Source organism: Variovorax sp. RKNM96, from assembly GCF_017161115.1.
In the GTDB taxonomy this organism is placed as follows: domain Bacteria; phylum Pseudomonadota; class Gammaproteobacteria; order Burkholderiales; family Burkholderiaceae_C; genus Variovorax.
On the sequence record NZ_CP046508.1, the window covers coordinates 4,340,096 to 4,364,398 of the forward strand.

A 24,303-nucleotide genomic window follows, 5' to 3' on the forward strand; every position below is an offset into this window, starting at 1 on the left:
GTGTTTTTCTTGAGGGTGTTCGTGTGAAAAGAGGCTTGTTTTACTTGGTCAGCACGAAGCCCTTGAGCTTGCCAAATGCGCCATCGACGAGCGCCTTCTGCTGTTCCTGGTGCAGGTGCGAGTACCCGACCGCCGGCGATGCCGAAGCGGCACGGCCGGAGTAGCCGAGCTTCTGGCCGTCCTGCATGTTTTCGTGGATGTAGTGCTGCACGAAGAACCAGGCGCCCTGGTTCTGCGGTTCGTCCTGGCACCACACCACGTCCGCGAGGTTCGGGTACTTCTTGATCTCGGCGGCGAAGGCCTTGTGCGGGAACGGATAGAGCTGCTCCACGCGGATGATCGCCACGTCGTCGCTGCCCTGCTCCTCGCGCTTCTTGGCCAGGTCGTAGTAGACCTTGCCCGAGCAGGCGATCAGGCGCTTGACCTTCTCGGCCTTCAGGCCCTTGCTGTCGGGAATGACGGTCTGGAAGCTGCCCTTGGTGAACTCGGACAGCGGCGAGGTCGCGTCCTTGTTTCGCAGCAGCGACTTGGGCGTCATGATGATCAGGGGCTTGCGCAGGTTGCGCACCATCTGGCGACGCAGCACGTGGAAGATCTGGCTGGCCGTGGTGGGCTGGACCACCTGCATGTTGGTGTCGGCGCTCAGCTGCATGAAGCGCTCCAGGCGTGCCGAGCTGTGCTCGGGGCCCTGGCCTTCGTAGCCGTGCGGCAGCATCATCGTCAGGCCGTTGACGCGGCCCCACTTCACTTCGCCCGAGGCGATGAACTGGTCGATCACCACCTGCGCGCCGTTCACGAAGTCGCCGAACTGGGCTTCCCAGATGACCAGCGTGTTCGGGTCGTTCGAGGCGTAGCCGTATTCGAACGCGAGCACGGCTTCTTCCGACAGGATCGAGTCGATCACGACGAACGGTGCCTGGTTTTCAGCCACGTTCTGCAGCGGCGTGAAGGTGCCTTCGTCGAACTTCTCGCGGTTCTGGTCGTGCAGCACGGCGTGGCGGTGCGTGAACGTGCCGCGGCCCGAGTCCTCGCCCGACAGGCGCACCGGGTAGCCGCTGGCCACCAGCGAGGCGAAGGCCATGTGCTCGCCCATGCCCCAGTCGACGTTGACGTCGCCGCGGCCCATGGCGGCGCGGTCGTCCAGCACCTTCTTCACGAGCGGATGCACCGTGAAGCCGGCCGGCACCGTGGTGATCTTCTCGGCCAGGCGCTTCCACTCGGACGACGGGATGGCGGTGTCGCCGGCGTCGGTCCACTTCTTGTTGAGGTACGGGCTCCAGTCGACGGCGTACTTGCTCTTGAAGTTGGTGAGCACCGGATCGACGGTGTTCTTGCCTTCGTCGAAAGCCGCGCGCTGCGCCTTGACCATGTCGTCGCCGAGCGTGTCGCCCAGGCCTTGCGCAGCCAGCTTGTCGGCGTACAGCTTGCGCGTGCCGGGGTGCTGGGCGATCTTCTTGTACATGAGCGGCTGGGTGAGCGAGGGGGTGTCCTGCTCGTTGTGGCCCAGCTTGCGGAAGCAGATGATGTCCACAACCACGTCCTTCTGAAATTCCATGCGGAACTCCAGCGCGAGCTGGGTGGCGAGCACCACCGCTTCGGGGTCGTCGCCGTTCACGTGCAGCACCGGCGCATCGACCATCTTGACGATGTCGGTGCAGTACAGCGTCGAGCGGCTGTCGCGCGGGTCGCTGGTGGTGAAGCCGATCTGGTTGTTGATGACGATGTGCACCGTGCCGCCGGTGGAGTAGCCACGGGTTTCGGCCAGCGCCAGCGTTTCCATCACGACGCCCTGGCCTGCGAAGGCGGCGTCGCCGTGCACGATGACGGGCAGCACCTGCTTGCCCAGCGGGTCGGCGCGGCGGTCCATGCGGGCGCGCACCGAGCCTTCGACCACGGGGTTCACGATTTCAAGGTGCGAGGGATTGAACGCGAGGCTCAGGTGCACCGGGCCGCCGGGGGTGGTCACGTCCGAGCTGAAGCCCTGGTGGTACTTCACGTCGCCGCTGGGCAGGTCTTCGGGGGCGGTGTGGTCGAACTCGGCGAACAGGTCGGCCGGCATCTTGCCCAGCGAATTGACCAGCACGTTCAGGCGGCCGCGGTGGGCCATGCCGATCACGATTTCCTGCACGCCCTTGGCGCCGGCCTGGGTGATCAGTTCGTCCATCGAGACGATGAAGCTCTCGCCGCCTTCGAGCGAGAAGCGCTTCTGGCCGACGTACTTGGTGTGCAGGAAGCGCTCGAGGCCTTCGGCGGCCGTGAGGCGGTTCAGCACATGCTTCTTCTGCTCGGCGCTCAGCTTCGGGTTGGTGCGGGCGCTTTCGAGCTTCTGTTGCCACCAGCGCTTGTGGTTCTGGTCGGTGGTGTACATGTACTCGGCACCCATCGTGCCGCAGTACGTTTCGCGCAAGGCGTTGAGCAGGTCGCGCAGCGACATGGTCTCCTTGCCGAAGAAGGTGTTGCTGGTGTTGAACACCGTCTCGAGGTCGGCATCGGTGAAGCCGTAGAACGAGGGCTCGAGTTCCGGAATGGCCGGGCGCTCGGCGCGCTTGAGGGGGTCGAGGTCGGCCCAGCGTGCGCCGACGTTGCGGTAGGCGGCGATCAGCTGCTGGACGGAGGTGCGCTTGCGGCCGAGTTCGGAGTCGGCGCCGCTGGCCTGCACCACCTTGGTCGTGCCCTGCTTCGCGCGTTCGGCGAAAGCGTTGATGACCGGCAGGTGCGGGACGTCGCGGGTGTTGGTGCCGTCGGCCGCGGGAACGTTCTGCAGGGCGTCGAAGTACGAACGCCAGTTGTCGGGAACGCTGCCGGGGTTGGAGAGGTAGTTTTCGTACATCTCTTCGACATAGGGGGCATTGCCGCCGAAGAGGTAGGTGTTGCCTTGATAGGCGGTGTACGCCGTGGGCGTAGAGGAATCGCTCATGATCCGCTGACCTTCGCTTCCCTGAAGGAAGCACTAGCTGGTTAAGAAACCTTCCGCGACACGGCTGAACCGATTGGCGGATGCGACTGTGGCTGGGGAAGGGCCTGAGTACCTTGGCATTGTGCCACGTCAACCATATTACGGCTCCATGGGGGTCTGCAACCCCCATCGGAGAGATGTCAGCCCTGATTGAGTAACTGTTTGATCTGCTGCAGCGTGGCCGGGTCGTCGATGGTGGTCAGGTCGCCCGGGTCGCGCTGCTCGCACACCGCCTGGATGGCGCGGCGCAGCAATTTGCCGCTGCGGGTCTTGGGCAAGCCCGAGACGAAGCGCACGCGGGCAGGCCGCGCCAGGGCACCGAGCTGGTCGGCCACCACTTTCATGATCTCGCCCTCGAGCTTGAGGGCCGCGTCCGCGTCGGTCACGGCGCGGCCGTCCTTCGGGACGACGAAGGCCATCGCCACCTGCCCCTTGAGCGCGTCCGCCACGCCGACCACTGCGACCTCGGCCACGTTGGCGTGGCCCGAGATGCTTTCCTCGATCTCGCGCGTGCCCAGGCGGTGGCCCGCGACATTGATCACGTCGTCGGTGCGCCCGAGGATGTAGAAGTAGCCGTCCGCGTCGCGGATGCCCCAGTCGAAGGTCGAATAGACCATCTTGCCGGGCACGCTCTTCCAATAGGTGTTCACGAAGCGCGCGTCGTCCTTCCACACGGTCTGCATGAAGCCGGGCGGCGTCGGACCCTCGACCACCACGACGCCCTTTTCGTTCGGCGCTGTCAGTTCCTCGCCGGTCGATTCATGCAGGATCTTGATGCGGTAGCCATACATCGGGATGCCCGGGCTGCCGAACTTGCTCGGCTTGGCCTCCACGCCATTGGCGATGGTGATCATCGGCCAGCCCGATTCGGTCTGCCAGTAGTTGTCGATGATCGGCACACCCAGGCCTTCGCTGATCCATCGCGCCGTCGGCTCGTCGAGCGGCTCGCCCGCAAGGAACAGCGCGCGCAGGGTCGAGAGGTCGTATTTCTTCAGCAGCGCCGGGTCCTGCTTCTTGAGCACGCGCACCGCGGTGGGCGCGCTGAACATCACCGTCACCTTGTACTTCTCGACCAGGCGCCACCAGATGCCGCCGTCGGGCTGCTGGTCGATGCCCTGGGTGGGGAGGCCCTCGTACATGATCGTCGCCATGCCGGCGATCAGCGGGCCGTAGACGATGTAGCTGTGGCCCACGACCCAGCCGATGTCGCTGGTGGAGAAATACGTTTCGCCGGGCCGGCCGTCGAAGATGTGCTTCATGCTCGCGGCCAGCGCCACGGCGTAGCCGCCCACGTCGCGCTGCACGCCTTTGGGCTTGCCGGTGGTACCGCTCGTGTAGATGGTGTAGCTGATGTCGGTCGAGGCCAGCCACGTGCAGGGCACTTGCGCATCGATGTGCTTCTGGCGCAGTTCGCTGGCCAGGTGGTCGCGGCCGGCGGTCAGGTCCATGGGCGCGAGGCCGCGATCAGTGAGCAGCACCGCAGCCGGCTTGTACTTCGACAGCCGGATCGCCTCGTCGAGCAGCGGCTTGTACGCGATGACCTTGCCGCCGCGCGAGCCCGCGTCGGCGCTCACGACGACCTTGGGCTCGGCGTCCTCGATGCGCGTGGCCAGCGAGCCGCTCGCGAAGCCGCCGAACACCACGCAGTGGATCGCGCCGATGCGCGCGCAGGCCAGCATTGCGAAGGCGGCCTCGGGAATCATCGGCATATAGATCAGTACGCGATCGCCCTTCCCCACGCCCAGTTCGACCAGGCTGGCGGCGGTGCGCTGCACCTCGGCGTGCAGTTCGTGGAAGCTGTAGCTCTTCTCGACGCCGGTTTCGGTGGAAACGAAGATCAGCGCCGGCTGGTCGCCGCGCGCGGCCAAGTGCCGGTCGACCGCGTTGTGGCACAGGTTGGTCGTGCCGCCCACGAACCAGCGCGCGAACGGCGGCTGGCTGGCATCGAGGATCTGCTCTGCGGGGGTCTGCCAGTCGATCAGCTTGGCCTGCTCGGCCCAGAAGGCCTCGGGCGCGTTGACGGACTGGCGATAGAACTCTTCGTAGCGGCTCATCTGGATTTGTCTCCTGTTATTCGTCCGGTCTCGGCAGCTTCGCCAAAACTGAATTCATAATTATGGAGACCGATCTTGCAGCAAGCTGACGGCCGGAACAATCCGGCCGCGCCCTGCCCGGCAGGCCGCGATCCGGTTATCGGACCAGCGCGAGCACTTCAGGAAATGCGGGGTGTTCCGCGGTGCGCAGCCACTCGAAGGCGACCATCTCGGTCGTCACGAGCTCGGCGCCGGCGCCGGCCAGCCGGTCGAAGGCGGCGTCGCGGTTGCGCTCGGTGCGCGAGCCGCAGGCGTCGGTGACCACCCAGACCTCGAACTCGTCTTCCAGCAGGTCAAGCGCGGTCTGCAGCAGGCAGACATGGGCTTCGCAGCCGGCGATCACGATGGTGTTGCGCTCCTCGGCCGCGGCTGCAGGCTTCTGCAGGTGCTTGGGCAGGCTGCGGGCATTGCCCTGCGGCGCCTTCGCCGGCACGCGCAGCCATTCGCCCAGGCCCTCTTCCACGCCGCTGAAATGCATCTTCGGCAGGGTGCGCTGGCACAGCGCGCGGATGTCGGCCATGTTCTCGCCCAGCTTGGAGGGGTTGTGCTCGGTGCCGAACACCGGCACCTCGAACAGCCGCGCCAGCTTGCCCAGGCGCACCGCGTTCTGCGCGACCGATTCGCTCTCGAAGATCGCCGGCATCAGCCGCGCCTGGTAGTCGACCAGAACGAGTTGGGAGAGCGAGGCGTCGAGCAGCATGAACGGGGTCTTTCAGGTATCGGATGAATGGGGCTGAACCGTACCACCGAAAAGATCGGGTTGGCCCACGCGGGCCGGCTCGCCGGCATCTTCGTTCGCGGACGGGGTGGCGGAACGCTGCGTCAGCTGCGCCAGATAGGTCTTGAACAGCGCATCGGCCGACTGCCGGAACATGCGGATGCGGCCGGTGTGCTGCATCAGCAAGAGGCCGACGCCGTGGGCGAAGAGGGCCGTGTTTTCCTGCAGCGCGAGGGCAGCGTCGAGACCCATGGCCAGCAGCGCGTCTTCGCAGGGGCGCAGGGCGTCGTAGAGGCGATCGTTGAGTTCGTGGTCCAGCTCGCTGGTCAGGCCCCGGGGCCGCATGCCGTGGACCAGATAGAAGCCGAGGTCCAGGTCGCGCGGGTTCGCCGCGTAGAAGTCGAACCAGGCCTGCGCCTTGGCAGCCAAGGTCTTTTCGGGCCGGGATTTGGACACCTTCGCCTCGGCCACCGCGGCCTGCAGGCGCAGCAGCGATTCGTCGAGCAGCGCGGCGTAGATCGCCTCCTTGCTCTCGAAGTACGAATAGATGGCGCCCGGCGTGTAGCCGGCTTTTTTCGCGATCTCGCGGATGCTCGCGCCCTCGATGCCCGCTTCCGAGAACACCGTGCGGGCGGCGTCGAGCACCAGGGCACGGCGGGCGTCGGTGAGGGTCTGGCGGCGTTGGAGCTTGGCGTGCATGGGCAGCACTATAAGCCTCGGTTGTGCCCTAGTTCATATTTTTTAACATTGATATAAAAAATGAACAATGTTCAAATATTTGTGCCAACGATCAAAAATCCGGAGACAAACGATGAACGCCCCGCTCCCCGCCACCCTCATGTCCGGCGCCGACTACCGCGAGTCGCTGCGCCGCTACAGCCCCAACGTGTTCGTCGATGGCCGCCGCGTCGACAGCGTGGCCGACGAAGCCGCCTTCCAGCCCGGCATCAATGCCATCGCCCTCACCTACGACTACGCCCTGAAGACCCAGTACGAGCCCCTGATGACCGCCGTGCAGCACACCAGCGGCAAGCGGGTGAACCGGCTCTCGCACGTCAACACCGGCTCGGGCGACCTGCTCAACAAGCTCGAGGCCGTGCGGCTGGTCTGCCAGGAAACCGGCTGCGCCCAGCGCTACCTGACGCACGACGCGCTCAACGCCATCGCGCAGGTGTCGGCCCGCATCGATGACGCCCGCGGCAGCACCGAGCACACGGCCCGCTTCCACGAGTACCTGCACCGCGTGCAAGACCAGGATCTGACCCTCGGCGTCGCCATGACCGACGCCAAGGGCGACCGCAGCCGCCGACCGCACGAGCAGGCGAACGTCGACAGCTACCTGCATGTGGTCGAGCGCAATGCGCGCGGCATCGTCATCTCGGGCACCAAGGCCATCGTGACCGGCGCGCCCTACGTGCACGAACTGCTGGTCATGCCATGCCGCAACATGGGCCGCGAAGACGCCGATTTCGCCGTGTGCTGCGCCGTGCCGCTGGACGCGCCCGGCCTCACCATCGTCGCGCGCCCGGCGGGCCGCCCTGGCGAAAAGCTCGAGCATGGCGACGCCCTCTTCAGCCGCAAGTACGGGCAGAGCACCGGCGTGTGCATGTTCGACAAGGTCTTCGTGCCGTGGGACCGCGTGTTCTACGCCGGCGAATGGGAGCATTCCGGACACCTGACCTACAGCTACGCCACGCACCATCGCCACAGCTGCATCGGCGCCCGTGCCGGCTTCGGCGACCTGCTGATCGGCGCCGGCGCCTTGATGTGCGAAGCCAACGGCTTCGACCCGGGCAAGGAAAGTCACCTGCGCGAGCAGATGGTCGAGCTCATCACCATCACCGAGAGCTTCTTCGCCTGCGGTGTGGCAGCCAGCGTCTATGGCAAGGCCGACGAGCATTGCGAAGTCTTCATGCCCGACCCCGTGTTCAGCAACATCGGCAAGCTGCTGCTCGCCACGAAGATCTACGACATGCACCGTATCGCGCACTACGTGAGCGGCGGCCTCATCGTCACCCTGCCCGGCCCCGACGAAGACCACAACCCCGAGACCGCCGCCCGCCTGTCGGACGTGCTGCGCGCCAACCCGGCGATTCCCTACGAGCAGCGCATCGAAACGGCCCGCTTCATCGAAGACCTGACCGCGGGCTACCAGGGCGGCTGGTACAGCGTGATCAGCCTGCACGGCGGCGGCTCGCCGGCAGCGATGAAGCAGGAGATCTGGCGCAACTACCCAGTCGGCTCCAAGGTCGAGCTGGTCGAACGCATCCTGGAGCGCGGCATCGCGGTGGACGGATCGCCGGCCGCCGCGCCGCACGATCCGGCACGTGCCATCACGAAGAACCGGCAGCCCGGCAAATGCTGCGACACCGGTTGCACCACGCCCGGCCAGCCGGTGATGGTCGACCTGCCGATCTCTCTGCGCGCCTAGACTCCGGCGGATGCGAATTCTTTCGGCGCTTTGTGCGGCCCTCCTGGCCACCGGCTGCGGCGGCCTGCGCACGGCCAAGGCCCCGCTGGAGACCACGCTCGAGAAAAGCACCTGCACAGCAAATGCCGACACGCTGATCGTGATGCTGCCCGGCGCGTACTCGCATCCCGACGAGTTCGTGCGCGAAGGCTTCGTCAGCGCCCTGAACGACAACAGGCTCGCGGTGGACGTGATGCGGGTCGACGCCCATCTTGGCTACTACAACAGCAAGACCATCCTCGACCGCCTGAGCCAGGACGTGATGGCCCCCGCGCGCAGCCAGGGCTACAAGGCGATCTGGATCGTCGGCATCTCGGTCGGCGGTTTCGGTGGGCTGCTCTATGCGCAGACCCATCCCGGTGAACTCGCAGGGCTCGTCACCCTGGCGCCCTATCTCGGCGAGCGCGGACTCAGCACCGACATTGCCAATGCCGGCGGCATCGCCCGCTGGACCGGCCCATTGAGCGATCCCCCGGGCAGCGCCCCGCGCACGCCGAACGAAACCCAGCTCTGGCAATGGCTGCGCGGCTACGTCGGCGCCACCGCCACCTTCGGCGCAAGGCCGCCGCTCTATCTCGGCTATGCGGTCGACGACCGCTTTGCCTTCAGCCACCGGCTGCTGGCGGCCGCATTGCCCGCGGATCGCGTGTTCACTACGGAAGGCGGCCACGACTGGCCCGAGTGGACGCGGCTCTGGCGCCGCATGCTGCCGACTCTGCCGCTGCCGGGCTGCCCCGGCTGAGGCGAGCCTTCAGTTCGGGCGCAGGCGCAGCAACTTGCCGTCGGCCTCGTCGGTCAGCACATAGAGCAGACCGTCCGGCCCCTGCTTCACGTCGCGGATGCGTGCCCGGCCGTCGGCCAGCAATTTGTGCTCGGCGACCACCTTGCCGTCCTTCAGTTCGATGCGGTCGAGGTAGCCGAACTTCAGCGAGCCCACGAAGAGGTTGCCCTTCCAGGCGGCGCCGTAGCGGTCGCTCGTCAGGAACGCCATGCCTGATGTCGCGATCGACGGTACCCAATAGTGCAACGGCTGCTCCATGCCGTCCTTGGCGGTGATGCCGTCGCCGATCTTCCCGCCGCCGTAGTTCTCACCATAGGTGATCACCGGCCAGCCGTAATTGCGGCCGGCCTGCGGGATGTTGATTTCGTCGCCGCCCTGCGGGCCGTGCTCGGTCATCCAGAACCGGCCGTCGGGTGCGAGCGTGGCGCCCTGCCCGTTGCGATGGCCGTAGCTCCAGATCTCGGGCAGCGCGCCCGCCTTGCCGGCGAAGGGGTTGTCCTTCGGCACCGAACCATCCTTGTTGACGCGCACCACCTTGCCCAGGTGGTTGTCGAGCTTCTGCGCATCTTCCTTGCGGCTGAAGCGGTCGCCCAGCGTGAGAAACAGCGTGCCATCGCGCGCCTCGACGATGCGGCAGCCGAAGTGCGCGCGGCTCGCCACCTTGGGTTTCTGGCTGAAGATGATCTTCAGGTTCTCCAGCCGCGCGCCATCGGCCGACAACTGCGTGCTCGCCAGCGCGGTGCTGTTGCCGGAACCGCTGGCCTCGGGCTCGGAGAAGCAGAAGTACAGCGTGCGGTTTTTCTCGAAGCCAGAGTCGGCCAGCACGTCGAGCAAACCACCTTGGCCACCCGCCGCGATGGCAGGCAAGCCTGCGATGGGCGCGCCGATCTTGCCGTCTCCGCCGATCAACCTCAGGCGCCCGGGGCGCTCGGTCACGACGAAGCGGCCACCCGGCAGAAAACTGACGCCCCAAGGGTCCTCGAGGCCGGATGCCACCGTTTCAGGCCGCGCCTGCGCCAGGGCGAAGCCGTAAAAACCCAAGCCAGTGACCACGGCGGTGCGGCGCAAAAGGCGAATAAGAGCCTTAAATCGAAAGTTCATGTCTTTTCCGGGTAATTGAAGCCATCTTGGCGGGAAATAGCGCCAGCACCCAGCCCTTCCGACAGTTCACCCCGGCGGCGGAGGCCCATTCGAAACGAATCACTTATGGGCCATAAAGGTCGACCGTTACATTTTTTCTTCGGCCGGATCGAAAAACATCAAGCAAATCAACGATTTGCAGACACATTCGCTAATTCAGATTAAATTGACATAACCGCGCGTCATCAATATCCTACGCGCCATGCGTTTTTTCGTCCTACCCGCGTCCCTCCTGTTTGCCCTCGCTGCCCACGCAGCCCCTCAACAGGACCGTACCGATGACGAGATGGCCCGCTTGCTCGCAGACAAAGGTCTGATCGGGCAATTGCAGCAGGTCCGTCAAACCGTCGCCGAACGAACCTCCGACCTGGTGCTCACCGCCGTCGGCTTCCTCGGAGTCCCCTACCGCCGCGGCGGCAACACGGCAGAGTCCGGTTTCGATTGCAGCGGCTTCGTCCGCGCGATGTACAACCAGACCGTCGGCCACATGCTCCCCCGCCGCGCCGAAGAGCAAGCCGCCGCCACCGAGAAGATCGACCGCAGCCAGCTCAAGCCCGGCGACCTCGTGTTCTTCAACACTATGCGCCGCGCCTTCAGCCATGTCGGCATCTACGTCGGCGAAGGCAAGTTCATCCATTCCCCCCGCTCGGGTGCCCAGGTTCGTGTCGAAGACATGAACGGCAGCTACTGGCAACGCCGCTTCGACGGTGCCCGCCGCGTGCTCGGCGGCGCAGCACCGACCGAAGAGATCAAGGCCGCAGCGGCCACCGCCCGTACCGGCGACTGATCTCTTTCCGATCCTTCGGGGTCAGGACGAAAAAAATCCCGCCGTGGCGGGATTTTTTTATGGGCGCTCGGCAGCGCCTCTCTATCAGGCCGCCTTCTTCACCGGCGGCAGGTCGGTACACGTACCGTGCGCCACTTCCGCCGCCATGCCGATGCTTTCGCCCAGCGTCGGGTGCGGGTGGATGGTCTTGCCGATGTCGATCTCGTCAGCGCCCATCTCGATGGCCAGCGCGATCTCTCCGATCATGTCGCCCGCATGCGTGCCGACGATGCCGCCGCCCAGGATGCGGTGCGTCTCGGCATCGAACAGCAGCTTGGTGAAGCCCTCGTCGCGGCCGTTGGCGATGGCGCGGCCCGAAGCGGTCCATGGGAAGTGGCCCTTCTTGACCTTGATGCCTTCGGCCTTGGCCTGGTCTTCCGTGAGGCCGACCCACGCCACCTCAGGGTCGGTGTAGGCCACGCTGGGGATCACGCGGGCGTTGAAGGCGGCGCTGGAAAGCTCCTTGTCGCCCTTCTGCTCGCCGGCGATCACCTCGGCCGCCACATGCGCCTCGTGCACCGCCTTGTGCGCCAGCATGGGCTGGCCCACGATGTCGCCGATGGCGAAGATGTGGGGCACATTCGTGCGCATCTGGATGTCGACCGGAATGAAGCCGCGGTCGCTCACCGTGACGCCGGCCTTCTCGGCGCCGATCTTCTTGCCGTTGGGGCTGCGGCCCACGGCCTGCAGCACCAGGTCGTACACCTGCGGCTCCTTCGGCGCGTTCTCGCCCTCGAAGGTGACCTTGATGCCTTCCTTCGTGGCTTCGGCGCCCACCGTCTTGGTCTTCAACATGATGTTGTCGAAGCGCGGCGCATTCATCTTCTGCCAGACCTTCACCAGGTCGCGGTCGGCGCCCTGCATCAGGCCATCGAGCATTTCGACCACATCGAGGCGCGCGCCGAGCGTGGAATACACCGTGCCCATCTCGAGGCCGATGATGCCGCCGCCCAGCACGAGCATGCGCTTGGGGTCGGTGCCCATTTCGAGGGCGCCGGTGGAATCCACGATGCGCGGATCGCCCTTGGGCATGAACGGCAGGCTGACCGACTGCGAGCCGGCCGCGATGATCGCGTTGCGGAACTTGACGGTCTGCTTCTTGCCGGTGGTGTCCCAGCTCGTGCCGGAGGTCTCTTCGACTTCCAGGTGGTATGGATCGATGAAGTTGCCCACGCCGCGCAGCACCGTCACCTTGCGCATCTTGGCCATGGCCGTGAGGCCGCCGGTGAGCTTGCCCACCACCTTGTTCTTGTGGCCGAGCAGCTTGGCGCGGTCGACCGTGGGCGCGGCGAAGCTCACGCCCAGGTCGGCGAAATGCTTCACTTCATCCATGACGGAAGCCACGTGCAGCAGCGCCTTCGAGGGAATGCAGCCGACGTTCAGGCACACGCCGCCGAGCGTGGCGTAGCGTTCGATCAGCACGACCTTCAGGCCCAGGTCGGCCGCGCGGAACGCCGCCGAGTAGCCGCCGGGGCCGGCGCCGAGCACGATCACGTCGCACTCGACATCGACCTTGCCGCCGTAGGTGGAAGCGACGGGTGCGGCGGCGGGCGCCGGTGCAGGGGCAGCTGCCTTGGGTGCAGGCGCCGCTGCAGCAGGCGCTGGCGCGGCTGCTGCCGGAGCAGCCGCCGCAGCGCCGTCCACCTCGAGCGTCAATACGACCGAGCCCTGCTTGACCTTGTCACCCACCTTCACGGCGACAGCCTTCACCACGCCGGCCGCCGACGACGGAATCTCCATCGAGGCCTTGTCCGATTCGACCGTGATCAGCGACTGCTCGGCCTTGACCGTGTCTCCGACATTGACCAGCACCTCGATCACCGCGACTTCGTCGAAGTCGCCGATGTCGGGCACCTTGATTTGTTGTTCGCTCATTTGGACACTTTCAGTTTGAGTGTGAGAACGTCGACCGGTGGGGCCGAATTTCGATCGAATTCGCAGGCGGCGGCGATCCCCGCCTCCGCCACGTCGCGCGAGGTGCGCGACTTGATGTCATAGGCCGCGTGCATGGCGCCGAGCGCAAAGCTGCGTCCCGAACCGATGGCCCAGAACTGCTTGAACTCGAACACCTCGCGGTAGCTGTAGATGCCGTAGATGCCGCTCTGGTTGGCCATCAGCATCGTGAACTGGCTCGACTCGTAGGGCTCGTGCTCGTCTTCCTTGGTCTGCATGAAGAACGAGTCCTTGAGCACCGGATGCAGCATCGTGAAGGTGCGGAAGATCTCGTGCTTGCTGCCGAACAGGAGCTTCTCGCGCTCCTGCGCGGCCAGCGCGTGCTGCAGCACCAGGAAGTGCGCCGCGGCGCCGGCCATGGCGAACAGGCTGGTGCCCGCCGCGTCCTCGACGGTGAAGATCTTCTGGTTCGCTTCGGCCTTGTGCGACAGGCGCGTGTCGCCGAAGGTCACCAGAGAGTCGGCTGCCATCGTGACCTGGCCGCCCTTGCGGACGGCCACTACCGTGGTCATAGCAGGATTCGACGGTAGTCCGCGAGCACCTGGCCCAGGTAGGCGTTGAAGCGCGCAGCCAGGGCCCCGTCGATCACGCGGTGGTCGTACGACAGCGACAGCGGCAGCGTCAGGCGCGGCACGAACTGCTTGCCGTCCCACACCGGCTTCATCTGGCCCTTGGAAAGGCCGAGGATGGCCACTTCGGGGGCGTTGATGATGGGCGTGAAATGCGTGCCGCCGATGCCGCCGAGCGAACTGATCGAGAAGCACCCGCCCTGCATGTCGGCCGAACCGAGCTTGCCGTCGCGCGCCTTCTTGGCCAGCTCGCCCATCTCGGCGCTGATCTGCAGGATGCCCTTCTTGTCGGCATCTTTCAGCACCGGCACCACGAGCCCGTTGGGCGTGTCCGCCGCGAAGCCGATGTTGAAGTACTGCTTGTAGACGAGCTGGTCGCCGTCCAGGCTGGCGTTGAAGTCGGGGAATTTCTTCAGCGCCGCGACCACCGCCTTGATCACGAAGGCCAGCATCGTGACCTTGATGCCCGACTTCTCGTTCTCCTTGTTGGTGGAGACGCGGAAAGCCTCGAGCTCGGTGATGTCGGCTTCGTCGTTGTTGGTGACGTGCGGAATCATCACCCAGTTGCGATGCAGGTTCGCGCCGCTGAGCTTCTTGATGCGCGAGAGGTCCTTGCGCTCGACCGCACCGAACTTGGTGAAGTCGACCTTGGGCCACGGAATGAGGCCCAGTGCCGCACCGTCGGCGCTGCCGCCGCCGGCAGGCGCCTTGGCCGCCGAGGCCTTGGTGCTGGCCTGGCCGCTCATCACGGCCTTGGTGAAGCCCTGGACGTCTTCCTGCGTGATCCGGCCCTTGGGACCGGAGCCCTTGACCTCTTCGAGCGGCACGCCGAGTTCGCGAGCGAACTTGCGCACCGAGGGCGAAGCGTGCGGCAGGTTGGCGCTGGGGGCCGTGGTGGGGTCGTGCGGTGCAGCGGCGGCTGCAGGGCTTGCGGCCGGGGCCGGCGAAGCAGCGGCCGGCGCGGGGGCGCTGGCGGTTGCCGCGGCCGGGGCGGCTGCAGCAGCTTGTGCCGGCGCGGGCGCCGCGGCAGTTGCCGAACCTTCCAGGATCGCGATCAGGTCACCGATGTTGACCGTGTCGCCGACCTTGACCTTGAGTTCCTTCAGCACACCGGCAGCCGACGACGGAATTTCCATCGAGGCCTTGTCCGACTCCACCGTGATCAGCGACTGGTCGGCCGCGATCGTGTCGCCGGGTTTCACCAGCAGCTCGATGACCGCGACGTCCTTGAAGTCGCCGATGTCCGGCACCTTGATCTCGACCGGACCGGAGGCTGCTGCGGGTGCGGCAGCCGGGGCGGGCGCTGCTGCAGCGGGCGCCGGAGCGGCAGCCGCAGGCGCCGGGGCCGCTGCAGGCGCGGGGGCCGGTGCTGCGGCAGCACCTTCGGCTTCCAGCACGAGCACCACGGAGCCCTCCTTCACCTTGCCGCCGACCTCGACCTTGATTTCCTTGACCACACCGGCCGTCGACGAAGGGATCTCCATCGACGCCTTGTCCGATTCCACAGTGATGAGCGACTGCTCGGCCTTGACCGTGTCGCCCACCTTCACCAGCACCTCGATCACCGCGACTTCATCGAAATCGCCGATGTCCGGCACCTTCACTTCCACTGCTGCCATATCGTTGTCTCCCGCCGTAAGGCGCCGTTCGTTCGTTGGTTGTTGATGTTCAAGCGTAGAGCGGGTTGACCTTGTCGACATTGATGCCGTACTTCTTGATCGCTTCCACCACCTTGGCCACCGGCACGGTGCCATCTTCGCTCAGCGCCTTGAGCGCGGCCACCACGATGTAGTGACGATTGATCTCGAAGTGTTCGCGCAGCTTGTTGCGGAAGTCGCTGCGGCCGAAGCCGTCGGTGCCCAGCACCTTGTAGGTGCGGCCCTTCGGGATGAAGGGGCGGATCTGTTCCGCATAGGCCTTCATGTAGTCGGTCGATGCCACCACCGGGCCGGTCGTGGGCGCGAGCTGCTCTGCCACGAAGGGCACGCGCGGGCTCTGGTCGGGGTGCAGGAGGTTCCAGCGGTCGGCGTCCTGGCCGTCGCGGGTGAGCTCGTTGAAGCTCGGGCAGCTCCACACGGAAGCCGACACGCCCCAGTCCTTCTCGAGCAGTTCCTGTGCCGCGAAGCTCTCGCGCAGGATGGTGCCGCTGCCCAGCAGTTGCACGGTCGGCGCTTCCTTGCCCTTGGCCGCCTTGACCACCGGGCCCTGCTTGGACAGGTACATGCCCTTGATGATCTGCTCTTCGGTGCCGGGCTGAAGGCCGGGCATCGCGTAGTTCTCGTTCAGCAGCGTCAGGTAGTAATAGACGTTGTCCTGCTTCTCGACCATGCGCTTGAGGCCATGGTGCAGGATCACGCCCACTTCGTGCGCGAAGGTCGGGTCGTAGCTCACGCAGTTCGGGATGGTGTTGGCCAGGATGTGGCTGTGACCGTCTTCGTGCTGCAGGCCTTCGCCGTTGAGCGTGGTGCGCCCCGAGGTGCCGCCCAGCAGGAAGCCGCGCGCCTGCATGTCGCCGGCGGCCCAGGCCAGGTCGCCGATGCGCTGGAAGCCGAACATCGAGTAGTACACGTAGAACGGCACCATGATGCGGTTGTTCGTGCTGTACGAGGTGGCCGCGGCGATCCAGCTGGACATGCCGCCGGCTTCGTTGATGCCTTCCTGCAGGATCTGGCCGGCCTTGTCTTCCTTGTAGTACATGACCTGGTCTTTATCGACCGGGGTGTACTGCTGGCCTGCGGGGTTGTAGATGCCGATCTGGCGGAACAGCCCTTCCATGCCGAAGGTGCGGGCCTCGTCCACCAGGATGGGCACCACGCGCGGGCCGAGCGCCTTGTCGCGCAGGAGCTGCGTGAGGAAGCGCACGTAGGCCTGCGTCGTCGAGATCTCGCGGCCTTCGGCCGTGGGCTCCATCACCGACTTGAAGGTCTCCAGCGAGGGCACCGTGAAGCTCTCGTCGGCCTTGGTGCGGCGGTGCGGCAGGTAGCCGCCGAGGGCCTTGCGGCGCTCATGCAGGTACTTCATTTCCGGGGTGTCGTCGGCCGGCTTGTAGAACGGCAGGTCGGCGATCTGGCTGTCCGGGATGGGGATGTTGAAGCGGTCGCGGAAGGCCATGATGTCCTCGTCGCTGAGCTTCTTGGTCTGGTGGACGTTGTTCTTGCCCTCGCCGATCTTGCCCATGCCGAAGCCCTTGACCGTCTTGATCAGGAGCACCGTGGGCTGGCCCTTGTGCTTGACGGCTGCGTCGAAGGCCGCATAGACCTTCTGCGAGTCGTGGCCGCCGCGGCGCAGTTGCCAGATGTCGTCGTCGCTCATCTTGGCGACCATCTCCAGCGTGCGCGGGTCGCGGCCGAAGAAGTGCTTGCGCACGTAGGCGCCGTCGTTGGCCTTGAACGACTGGTAATCGCCGTCGTTCGTCTCCATCATGATCTTGCGCAGCGCACCTTCCTTGTCGCGTGCGATCAGCTGGTCCCAGCCGCTGCCCCAGATCAGCTTGATGACGTTCCAGCCCGAGCCGCGGAATTCGCCTTCGAGCTCCTGGATGATCTTGCCGTTGCCGCGCACCGGGCCATCCAGGCGCTGCAGGTTGCAGTTGATGACGAAGACGAGGTTGTCCAGGCCTTCGCGCGCTGCGAGGCCGATGGCGCCCATCGATTCGACTTCGTCCATTTCGCCGTCGCCGCAGAACACCCAGACCTTGCGGTTCTCGGTGTTGGCAATGCCGCGGGCATGCAGGTACTTGAGGAAGCGCGCCTGGTAGATCGCCATCAGCGGGCCGAGGCCCATCGACACCGTGGGGAACTGCCAGAACTGGGGCATCAGCTTGGGATGCGGGTAGCTGGAGAGGCCCTTGCCGTCCACTTCCTGGCGGAAGTTGAGCAGTTGCTCTTCGGTCAGGCGGCCTTCGAGGTAGGCGCGGGCATAGATGCCGGGGGAGACGTGGCCCTGGATGTAGAGGCAGTCACCGCCGTGGTTTTCGCTCTCGGCGTGCCAGAAGTGGTTGAAGCCGGCGCCAAACATGTTTGCCAGCGAGGCGAAGGAGCCGATGTGGCCGCCCAGGTCGCCGCCTTCGGCGGGGTGATGGCGGTTGGCCTTGACCACCATCGCCATCGCGTTCCAGCGCATGTAGGCGCGCAGGCGCTCCTCGATCTCGAGGTTGCCGGGACAACGCTCTTCCTGATCGGGCTCGATGGTGTTGACGTAGGCGGTGTTGGCAGAGAACGGCTTGTCGATGCTGTGCTGCCGGGCATGTTCGAGCAGTTGCTCGAGAAGGAAGTGGGCCCGCTCGGGACCCTCGCTCTGGATGACGGAAGACAGTGCATCCATCCATTCACGGGTCTCCTGGGCGTCCGCATCGTTTGCGGCCGAGCCGAACAGGTTCTCGGGATTTGCCGACATGCTTGTCTCTCCTTTTAGGGCTGTGGCTGTAATTTAGTGCGCTCTGCAATAAACGCGGGCGAGTTTCGCATAGAAACTTTCAAATTTCAAATGGCGCGTGATGATTTCTTAATGTGATATTTTTGTGAATTTCACCGACAGGACCCGACCGCGACGGGATCAATGACACTGGCGCTTTTCCGATGTTTCCCAAGGGGCGCCCCTTAAACTCGCGCGATGCCTTTTTCTTCCCCGCTGGCGGTTGCCCGCAGTGCCGTGAACGCCTCGCCACTTTCCTGGTGGCGCCGCTGGTGGCGCCGGCAAACGCCGGTGCTGCAGGACGCGGTCGCCATGCTCGCGCCGATGGCGGCGGTGCTGCTGTTCCTTGCCGCCATCGTTTCGGCTTTCTGGTACCTGCGCACCGAGGAGGTGGAGCGCGAGCAGGAGTCGGTGCGCCGCGACGTCGAATACGCGCAACAGCGCATGCGCCTTCGCCTGCTGGAGCGCCAGGAGCAGCTGATGCGCATCGCGCGCGATGCCTCCAACCGCGAGATCGATCCCACCGAGTTCACAAGCCGCGCCGAATCGCTCGTGAGCCAGTTCCCGGAGCTGCAGACCATCACCTGGATCGACGACCGCCGCCGCTTCAAGGCCGGCTATGCGGCGCCCAGCGTGCACCCCGCGCAGCAGCACCTGATCGGCGACGTGCTGCGGCCGGGCGACATCGAGAGCAACTACGCGCTGGCGCGCGAGTTGCGCCAGCCGGTGTATTCGCAGCCGGTGGCTGGCGGCGATCCGGCTGCGATGCTGCAACTGCACATCCCCCTTTTCGACCAGGGCCTGTTCGCGGGCGTCGTGCTCGGCGAGTTCTCGGTCGACGGGCTGCTGCGCTACGGCATGCCCTCCGAGGTGCAGGCGCGCTACGCGGTCTCGCTGCTCGACGCCAAGGGCAATGTCATCGCCGGCAACACGACCAACCTGAAGGACAGCGGCACGCGGCTGCTGCCGTGGTCGGAGCGGACCAACGAATACGAAGTGCCGGTGTCGCCCGTCGGCAATGCGCTGATCCTGCGCGCACAGGCCTATCGCACCTCGCAGGGTGTGGTGGGCAACGGACTCTTCTGGCTGGTCTGCGCACTCAGCGTGCTCACGAGCTGGATGCTGATCGGCACCTGGCGCCACACGCGCCGGCGCCTGCAGGCGCAGCAGCGGCTGGTTGCAGAAACCAACTTCCGCCGCGCAATGGAAAACTCCATGCTGACCGGCATGCGCGTGCTCGACCTGCAAGGCCGCATCACCTATGTGAACGCCGCGTTCTGCGCGATGACCGGCTGGAGCGAAGCCGAGCTGGTCGGCCAGTCGCCACCCTTCCCCTACTGGCTGGAATCCGACCGCGAAGTGATGAACGAGCGGCTCGAAGAAGAACTGCACGGCCGCGCCCTGCCCGGCGGTTTCCAGGTCCGCGTGAAGCGCAAGAACGGCAGCGTGTTCAACGCGCGGCTGTACGTTTCTCCGCTGATCGACGCGCGCGGTCACCAGACCGGCTGGATGACGTCGATGACCGACATCACCGAGCCCACGCGCATCCGCGAGCAGCTGTCGGCGTCTTACGAACGCTTCACCACGGTGCTCGAAGCGCTCGACGCCGCGGTGTCGGTCGCGCCCATCGGCAGCGAGGAGCTGCTGTTCGCGAACAAGCTGTACCGCCTCTGGTTCGGCTCCGACACCGTGGGCCATCTCGGCATGGTGGCGCAGGCCGGCGTGCCGGCGTCGAACGCGCATGACGAAGGCCTGGACGATGTGGACCCCTATGCCGGCCTCCCTATCGACACGCTCACTGCCGCGCAAGCCGCGAACAACGAAATCTTCGTGCCCCATCTGGGCAAATGGCTCGAAGTGCGCTCGCGCTACCTGACGTGGGTCGACGGCCGCCTCGCGCAGCTCGTGATTGCCACCGACATCACGCCGCGCCGCGACGCCGAAGAGCAAGCCGCCGCGCAGGCCGACAAGGCACAGGCCGCGAGCCGTCTCATCACGATGGGTGAAATGGCATCGAGCGTGGCGCACGAACTCAACCAGCCGCTGACCGCCATCACCAACTACTGCAACGGGATGATGTCGCGCATCAAGGGCCAGACGATCGACACCGAGGCGCTGCTCGCGGCGCTGGAGAAGACGTCCAAGCAGGCCCAGCGCGCGGGCCAGATCATCCAGCGCATCCGCTCCTTCGTGAAGCGCAGCGAACCGAATCGCACGCCCGCCGATGTCGCCACCATGGTGAGCGAAGCCGTCGAACTCGCGGGCATCGAGCTGCGCCGCCGCAACGTGCGCCTGAACCACTACGTGGCCGCGCGGCTGCCGGTGGTGCGGGTCGACCCGATCCTGATCGAGCAGGTGATGGTCAACCTGCTCAAGAACGCGGCCGAATCCATCGACCTCGCCGACCGGCCGCTCGCGCGCCGCAGCGTCGAGTTGCGCGTGCTGCCCAAGACGATCGAGGGACAGAACGCCATCGAGTTCTCGGTGCAGGACACGGGCAAGGGCCTCTCGCCCGAGGTGATGGACCGGCTCTACGAAGCCTTCTTCTCGACCAAGCCCGAAGGCATGGGCATCGGGCTCAATTTGTGCCGCACCATCGTCGAGTCGCACCGCGGCCGGATGCAGGCGGAGAACATCTACAATGGCCCGGATGTGATCGGATGCCGTTTTTCCTTCTGGATTCCGGTGTTGGACGCTATCAGTTCCGTAGCTAGCGACGAGGCAAAGGTACCTGCATGAGTTTGATTCCGAAGAAGGGCACGGTCTACGTCGTCGACGATGACGAAGCCGTACGCGATTCGCTGCAATGGCTGCTCGAAGGCAAGGACTACAGAGTCCGCTGTTTCGATTCCGCCGAATCCTTTCTCTCCCGATACGACCCGCGCGAAGTCGCCTGTTTGATCGTCGACATCCGCATGGCCGGCATGACCGGCCTTGAATTGCAGGATCGACTGATCGAGCGGCGCTCCCCGCTGCCGATCGTGGTCATCACCGGCCACGGCGACGTGCCGATGGCGGTCGACAGCATGAAGAAGGGCGCCATGGATTTCATCCAGAAGCCCTTCAACGACGAAGAACTCGTCACGCTGGTCGAGCGCATGCTCGAACATGCGCGCGGCGCCTTCACCCAGCACCAGCAATCGGCCAGCCGCGACGCGCTGCTGTCCAAGCTCACCGGCCGCGAGGCGCAGGTGCTCGAGCGCATCGTCGCCGGCCGCCTGAACAAGCAGATCGCCGACGACCTGGGCATCAGCATCAAGACGGTGGAGGCGCACCGCGCCAACATCATGGAAAAGCTCAACGCCAACACCGTGGCCGATCTGCTGAAGATCGCGCTCGGACAGGCGGCACCGGCTGCCAAAGCCTAGAAGCTGTCCCTCCGATAGCGATGAATGCTCCCCACGCCTGCGCAAGCGGGCGTTTTTAATTGGAAGATCGAAACCGATGACAGCCCAACTGATCGACGGCACCGCGCTTTCGCGCCAGCTCTTAGCCGAAGTCGCCACCCGCGCCGCAGCGCTCACCGCACGCGGCTTTACCCCCGGCCTTGCCGTCATCCTGGTCGGCAACGACCCGGCCAGCGAGGTCTACGTGGGCAAGAAGGTCAAGGCCTGCGAAGAACGCGGCCTGCGCTCCGTGCTCGAGCGCTACCCCGCCGAACTCAGCGAAGCCGATCTGCTCGCGCGCATCGCCGCACTCAATGCCGACGCGTCGATCCACGGCATCCTCGTGCAGATGCCACTGCCCAGGCACATCGATCCGCACAAGGTCATCGAGGCCATTTCCACCAGCAAGGACGTCGACGGCTATTCGGTGCTGTCGGCGGGCGAACTCATGACCGGCCTGCCCGGCTTTCGTCCCTGCACGCCCTACGGCTGCATGAAGCTGATCGAGAGCACCGGCATCGACTTGAAGGGCAAGCACGCGGTCGTGATCGGCCGCAGCAACACGGTCGGCAAGCCGATGGCCCTGCTGCTGCTGCAAGCGAACGCCACAGTCACCGTCTGCCACAGCGGCACGCCGGACCTGGGTCTTTACACGCGGCAGGCCGACGTGGTCGTGGCGGCCGTGGGCCGCCGCAACACGCTGACAGCCGACATGGTGAAGCCCGGCGCGATCGTCATCGACGTGGGCATGAATCGCAAGGAAGACGGCAAACTAGCCGGCGACGTCGACTTTGCCGGCGTTCGCGAGGTGGCAAGCCACATCACGCCCGTGCCGGGCGGCGTGGGACCGATGACGGTCACGATGCTGATGGTCAACACCGTCGAATCCGCCGAACGAGCAGCCGGACGCCCTTGAACTGCAGCCGCAAGGCCGCCAGATAAACACATGACGAACCCCCTCCTCGACTTCACCGACCTCCCGCTGTTCGACCGCATCAAGCCCGAACACGTCTCGCCTGCGGTCGACACGCTGCTGGCCGATGCCGAGGCCGCGCTGCAGGCCGTGACGGCGCCCGAGTTCCCCGCCGACTGGAATGCGATCTCGAAGGTGCTCGACGTGGCCTCCGAACGTTTCAGCCGCGCCTGGGGCGCCGTCGGCCATCTCAACGCCGTGGCCGACACGCCCGAGCTGCGCGCCGCCTACAACGAGGCCATGCCGCGCGTCACCGCCTTCTGGACCCGCCTGGGCTCCGACGAACGGCTCTACGCCAAGTACAAGGCCATCGACGTCGCCACGCTCAATGCCGAGCAGCGCCAGGCGCACCGCAACGCCGTGCGCAACTTCGTGCTGGGCGGCGCCGAGCTGCAGGGCGATGCCAAGAAGCGCTTCGCCGACATCCAGGAACGCCAGGCCGAGCTGAGCCAGAAGTTCAGCGAGAACGCGCTCGACGCGACCGACGCCTTCGCGTACTTCGCCAAGCTCGGCGAACTCGAAGGCGTGCCTGAAGACGTGGTGAGCGCCGCACGCGCAGCCGCCGAAGCCGACGGCAAGGACGGCTACAAGCTCACGCTCAAGATGCCTTGTTACCTGCCGGTGATGCAGTTCGCCAAGAGCAGCGCACTGCGCGAAACGCTCTACCGCGCGTACGTCACGCGTGCGAGCGAATTCGGCGATGCGGCCTTCGACAACACCGCGCTGATCACCGAGATCCTCGCGCTGCGCGAAGAAGAGGCCAAGCTCCTGGGCTACAAGAATTTCGGCGAACTCTCGGTCGTGCCAAAGATGGCCGAGTCGCCCGAACAGGTCGTCAAGTTCCTGCGCGATCTCGCGACCAAGGCCAAGCCGTATGGCGAACGCGATCTCGCCGACCTGCGCGCCTTTGCCGCCGAGCAATTGAACATCACCGATCCGCAGCCTTGGGACTGGAGCTACATCGGCGAGAAGCTCAAGGAAGCGCGCTATGCCTTCAGTGAGCAGGAGGTGAAGCAGTACTTCCCCGCGCCGAAGGTGATGGCGGGGCTGTTCAAGATCGTGGAGACGCTGTTCGAGGTGTCGATCCGCCGCGACAGTGCGCCAACGTGGCACCCGAGCGTCGAGTTCTACCGCATCGAGCGTGGCGGCCAGAAGGTCGGCCAGTTCTACCTCGACCCCTCCGCCCGTGCCGCCAAGCGCGGCGGCGCCTGGATGGACGACGTGCGCGCCCGGTGGCTCCGCCCCGACGACGGCGTGCTGCAGACGCCGGTCGCGCAGCTGGTCTGCAACTTCGCGAGCGGTGTGGACGGCAAGCCGCCGCTCCTCACGCACGACGACGTGACCACCCTCTTCCACGAATTCGGCCACGGCCTGCACCACATGCTCACGCAGGTGAACGAGCGCGATGTCTCGGGCATCAGTGGCGTCGAGTGGGACGCGGTCGAACTGCCGAGCCAGTTCATGGAGAACTTCTGCTGGGAGTGGGACGTGCTCAGCCACATGACGGCCCATGTCGACACCGGCGAGCCGCTGCCGCGTGCCCTCTTCGACAAGATGACCGCCGCCAAGAACTTCCAGAGCGGCCTGCAGACGCTGCGCCAGATCGAGTTCTCGCTGTTCGACATGCTGCTGCACACCGAGTACCACGCGGCTGCCGCCAAGCCCGGCGACGTGATGGCGCTGCTCGGCAAGGTGCGCAGCGAAGTAGCGGTGATGCCTTCGCCGCCATTCAGCCGCACACCGAATACTTTCAGCCACATTTTCTCGGGCGGCTACGCGGCCGGCTACTACAGCTACAAGTGGGCCGAGGTGCTGAGCGCCGACGCCTATGCGGCCTTCGAGGAAACCGTGGGCGCCGACGGCGAGCCGAATATCGAGACCGGCCGCAAATACCGCCAGGCCATCCTGGAGGCCGGCGGCAGCCGCAGTGCCATGGATTCGTTCAAGGCTTTCCGCGGCCGTGAGCCCCAGCTTGATGCATTGCTGCGACACCAGGGCATGGCCGAGGCCCAGCCCGCTTGATGC

At 65.6% G+C, this 24,303-nt stretch carries 16 protein-coding genes; 7 read left to right on the plus strand and 9 right to left on the minus strand.

Going from position 1 to position 24,303, the window contains the following annotated elements:
- Positions 1 to 40: 40 nt before the first annotated feature.
- The 4 genes from GNX71_RS19985 to GNX71_RS20000 all read right to left on the minus strand — a co-directional run bounded on the left by GNX71_RS19985 (position 41) and on the right by GNX71_RS20000 (position 6,466).
- Entirely contained in the window at positions 41 to 2,917 is a 2,877-nt protein-coding gene (locus GNX71_RS19985) for a 2-oxoglutarate dehydrogenase E1 component (RefSeq protein WP_206173920.1), read from the minus strand.
- Positions 2,918 to 3,096: 179 nt separating this feature from the next.
- Positions 3,097 to 5,064 carry a propionate--CoA ligase gene (locus GNX71_RS19990; RefSeq protein ID WP_277401900.1) on the minus strand — a complete coding sequence of 656 codons (1,968 nt, stop codon included), beginning with the start codon at positions 5,062 to 5,064 and terminating at the stop codon, positions 3,097 to 3,099.
- 82 nt (positions 5,065 to 5,146) lie between these two features.
- Entirely contained in the window at positions 5,147 to 5,749 is a 603-nt protein-coding gene (locus tag GNX71_RS19995) for an isochorismatase family protein (protein WP_206173922.1), read from the minus strand.
- A 12-nt stretch (positions 5,750 to 5,761) separates the two neighbouring features.
- Positions 5,762 to 6,466, minus strand: a complete 705-nt coding sequence (locus GNX71_RS20000) for a TetR/AcrR family transcriptional regulator (protein ID WP_206173923.1) — start codon at positions 6,464 to 6,466, stop codon at positions 5,762 to 5,764.
- Between the two features lie 112 nt (positions 6,467 to 6,578).
- Here GNX71_RS20000 and GNX71_RS20005 point away from each other — a divergent pair, with 112 nt between their 5' ends.
- A complete protein-coding gene (locus tag GNX71_RS20005) occupies positions 6,579 to 8,198 on the plus strand; it encodes a 4-hydroxyphenylacetate 3-hydroxylase N-terminal domain-containing protein (protein ID WP_206173924.1) in 1,620 nt (539 codons plus the stop codon).
- A gap of 10 nt (positions 8,199 to 8,208) precedes the next feature.
- Positions 8,209 to 8,979, plus strand: a complete 771-nt coding sequence (locus tag GNX71_RS20010; RefSeq protein ID WP_206173925.1) for an alpha/beta hydrolase — start codon at positions 8,209 to 8,211, stop codon at positions 8,977 to 8,979.
- A 9-nt stretch (positions 8,980 to 8,988) separates the two neighbouring features.
- On the opposite strand, the gene GNX71_RS20015 is transcribed toward GNX71_RS20010, so the two are convergent.
- On the minus strand, positions 8,989 to 10,119 hold the full coding sequence (locus GNX71_RS20015) for a PQQ-dependent sugar dehydrogenase (protein WP_206173926.1): 1,131 nt from the start codon (positions 10,117 to 10,119) through the stop codon (positions 8,989 to 8,991).
- A 241-nt stretch (positions 10,120 to 10,360) separates the two neighbouring features.
- On the opposite strand from GNX71_RS20015, the gene GNX71_RS20020 reads away from it, so the two are divergent.
- Complete coding sequence (locus tag GNX71_RS20020; RefSeq protein ID WP_206173927.1) at positions 10,361 to 10,945, plus strand: C40 family peptidase; 585 nt, start codon at positions 10,361 to 10,363, stop codon at positions 10,943 to 10,945.
- 84 nt (positions 10,946 to 11,029) lie between these two features.
- Here the strand turns inward: GNX71_RS20020 and lpdA are convergent, their stop codons facing one another.
- Genes lpdA through aceE form a run of 4 tightly spaced genes read right to left on the minus strand, consistent with a single transcriptional unit; the run spans position 11,030 to position 17,901 of the window.
- Complete coding sequence (lpdA, locus tag GNX71_RS20025; RefSeq protein ID WP_206173928.1) at positions 11,030 to 12,859, minus strand: dihydrolipoyl dehydrogenase; 1,830 nt, start codon at positions 12,857 to 12,859, stop codon at positions 11,030 to 11,032.
- Positions 12,856 to 13,449: an MFS transporter gene (locus GNX71_RS20030; protein ID WP_206173929.1), complete on the minus strand. Its 594-nt coding sequence runs from the start codon at positions 13,447 to 13,449 to the stop codon at positions 12,856 to 12,858. The genes lpdA and GNX71_RS20030 overlap by 4 nt, the downstream gene beginning before the upstream one ends.
- Positions 13,446 to 15,125 (minus strand): dihydrolipoyllysine-residue acetyltransferase, encoded by a 1,680-nt coding sequence (gene aceF / locus GNX71_RS20035; RefSeq protein WP_206173930.1) that lies wholly within the window; start codon positions 15,123 to 15,125, stop codon positions 13,446 to 13,448. The genes GNX71_RS20030 and aceF overlap by 4 nt, the downstream gene beginning before the upstream one ends.
- A 49-nt stretch (positions 15,126 to 15,174) precedes the next feature.
- Entirely contained in the window at positions 15,175 to 17,901 is a 2,727-nt protein-coding gene (gene aceE / locus GNX71_RS20040) for a pyruvate dehydrogenase (acetyl-transferring), homodimeric type (protein ID WP_206173931.1), read from the minus strand.
- A 216-nt stretch (positions 17,902 to 18,117) separates the two neighbouring features.
- On the opposite strand from aceE, the gene GNX71_RS20045 reads away from it, so the two are divergent.
- The 4 genes from GNX71_RS20045 to GNX71_RS20060 all read left to right on the plus strand — a co-directional run bounded on the left by GNX71_RS20045 (position 18,118) and on the right by GNX71_RS20060 (position 24,300).
- Positions 18,118 to 20,658, plus strand: a complete 2,541-nt coding sequence (locus GNX71_RS20045) for a PAS domain S-box protein (protein WP_206173932.1) — start codon at positions 18,118 to 18,120, stop codon at positions 20,656 to 20,658.
- Positions 20,655 to 21,287 carry a response regulator transcription factor gene (locus tag GNX71_RS20050; protein WP_012747279.1) on the plus strand — a complete coding sequence of 211 codons (633 nt, stop codon included), beginning with the start codon at positions 20,655 to 20,657 and terminating at the stop codon, positions 21,285 to 21,287. Before GNX71_RS20045 ends, GNX71_RS20050 begins: the two co-directional genes overlap by 4 nt.
- Positions 21,288 to 21,363: 76 nt before the next feature.
- On the plus strand, positions 21,364 to 22,221 hold the full coding sequence (folD, locus tag GNX71_RS20055; RefSeq protein WP_206173933.1) for a bifunctional methylenetetrahydrofolate dehydrogenase/methenyltetrahydrofolate cyclohydrolase FolD: 858 nt from the start codon (positions 21,364 to 21,366) through the stop codon (positions 22,219 to 22,221).
- 30 nt (positions 22,222 to 22,251) lie between these two features.
- Entirely contained in the window at positions 22,252 to 24,300 is a 2,049-nt protein-coding gene (locus GNX71_RS20060; protein ID WP_206173934.1) for a M3 family metallopeptidase, read from the plus strand.
- Positions 24,301 to 24,303: the final 3 nt, after the last annotated feature.

Excerpts from the sequence above, each read along its gene's own strand:
- GNX71_RS20050 (WP_012747279.1), top strand. The coding sequence starts at position 20,655 with ATGAGTTTGATTCCGAAGAAGGGCACGGTCTACGTCGTCGACGATGAC.
- lpdA (WP_206173928.1), bottom strand. The coding sequence starts at position 12,859 with ATGAGCGAACAACAAATCAAGGTGCCCGACATCGGCGACTTCGACGAA.
- GNX71_RS20005 (WP_206173924.1), top strand. The coding sequence starts at position 6,579 with ATGAACGCCCCGCTCCCCGCCACCCTCATGTCCGGCGCCGACTACCGC.
- aceF (WP_206173930.1), bottom strand. The coding sequence starts at position 15,125 with ATGGCAGCAGTGGAAGTGAAGGTGCCGGACATCGGCGATTTCGATGAA.
- GNX71_RS20000 (WP_206173923.1), bottom strand. The coding sequence starts at position 6,466 with ATGCACGCCAAGCTCCAACGCCGCCAGACCCTCACCGACGCCCGCCGT.
- GNX71_RS20015 (WP_206173926.1), bottom strand. The coding sequence starts at position 10,119 with ATGAACTTTCGATTTAAGGCTCTTATTCGCCTTTTGCGCCGCACCGCC.
- folD (WP_206173933.1), top strand. The coding sequence starts at position 21,364 with ATGACAGCCCAACTGATCGACGGCACCGCGCTTTCGCGCCAGCTCTTA.
- GNX71_RS20010 (WP_206173925.1), top strand. The coding sequence starts at position 8,209 with ATGCGAATTCTTTCGGCGCTTTGTGCGGCCCTCCTGGCCACCGGCTGC.
- aceE (WP_206173931.1), bottom strand. The coding sequence starts at position 17,901 with ATGTCGGCAAATCCCGAGAACCTGTTCGGCTCGGCCGCAAACGATGCG.
- GNX71_RS20030 (WP_206173929.1), bottom strand. The coding sequence starts at position 13,449 with ATGACCACGGTAGTGGCCGTCCGCAAGGGCGGCCAGGTCACGATGGCA.
- GNX71_RS20045 (WP_206173932.1), top strand. The coding sequence starts at position 18,118 with ATGCCTTTTTCTTCCCCGCTGGCGGTTGCCCGCAGTGCCGTGAACGCC.
- GNX71_RS19995 (WP_206173922.1), bottom strand. The coding sequence starts at position 5,749 with ATGCTGCTCGACGCCTCGCTCTCCCAACTCGTTCTGGTCGACTACCAG.
- GNX71_RS19985 (WP_206173920.1), bottom strand. The coding sequence starts at position 2,917 with ATGAGCGATTCCTCTACGCCCACGGCGTACACCGCCTATCAAGGCAAC.
- GNX71_RS20020 (WP_206173927.1), top strand. The coding sequence starts at position 10,361 with ATGCGTTTTTTCGTCCTACCCGCGTCCCTCCTGTTTGCCCTCGCTGCC.
- GNX71_RS20060 (WP_206173934.1), top strand. The coding sequence starts at position 22,252 with ATGACGAACCCCCTCCTCGACTTCACCGACCTCCCGCTGTTCGACCGC.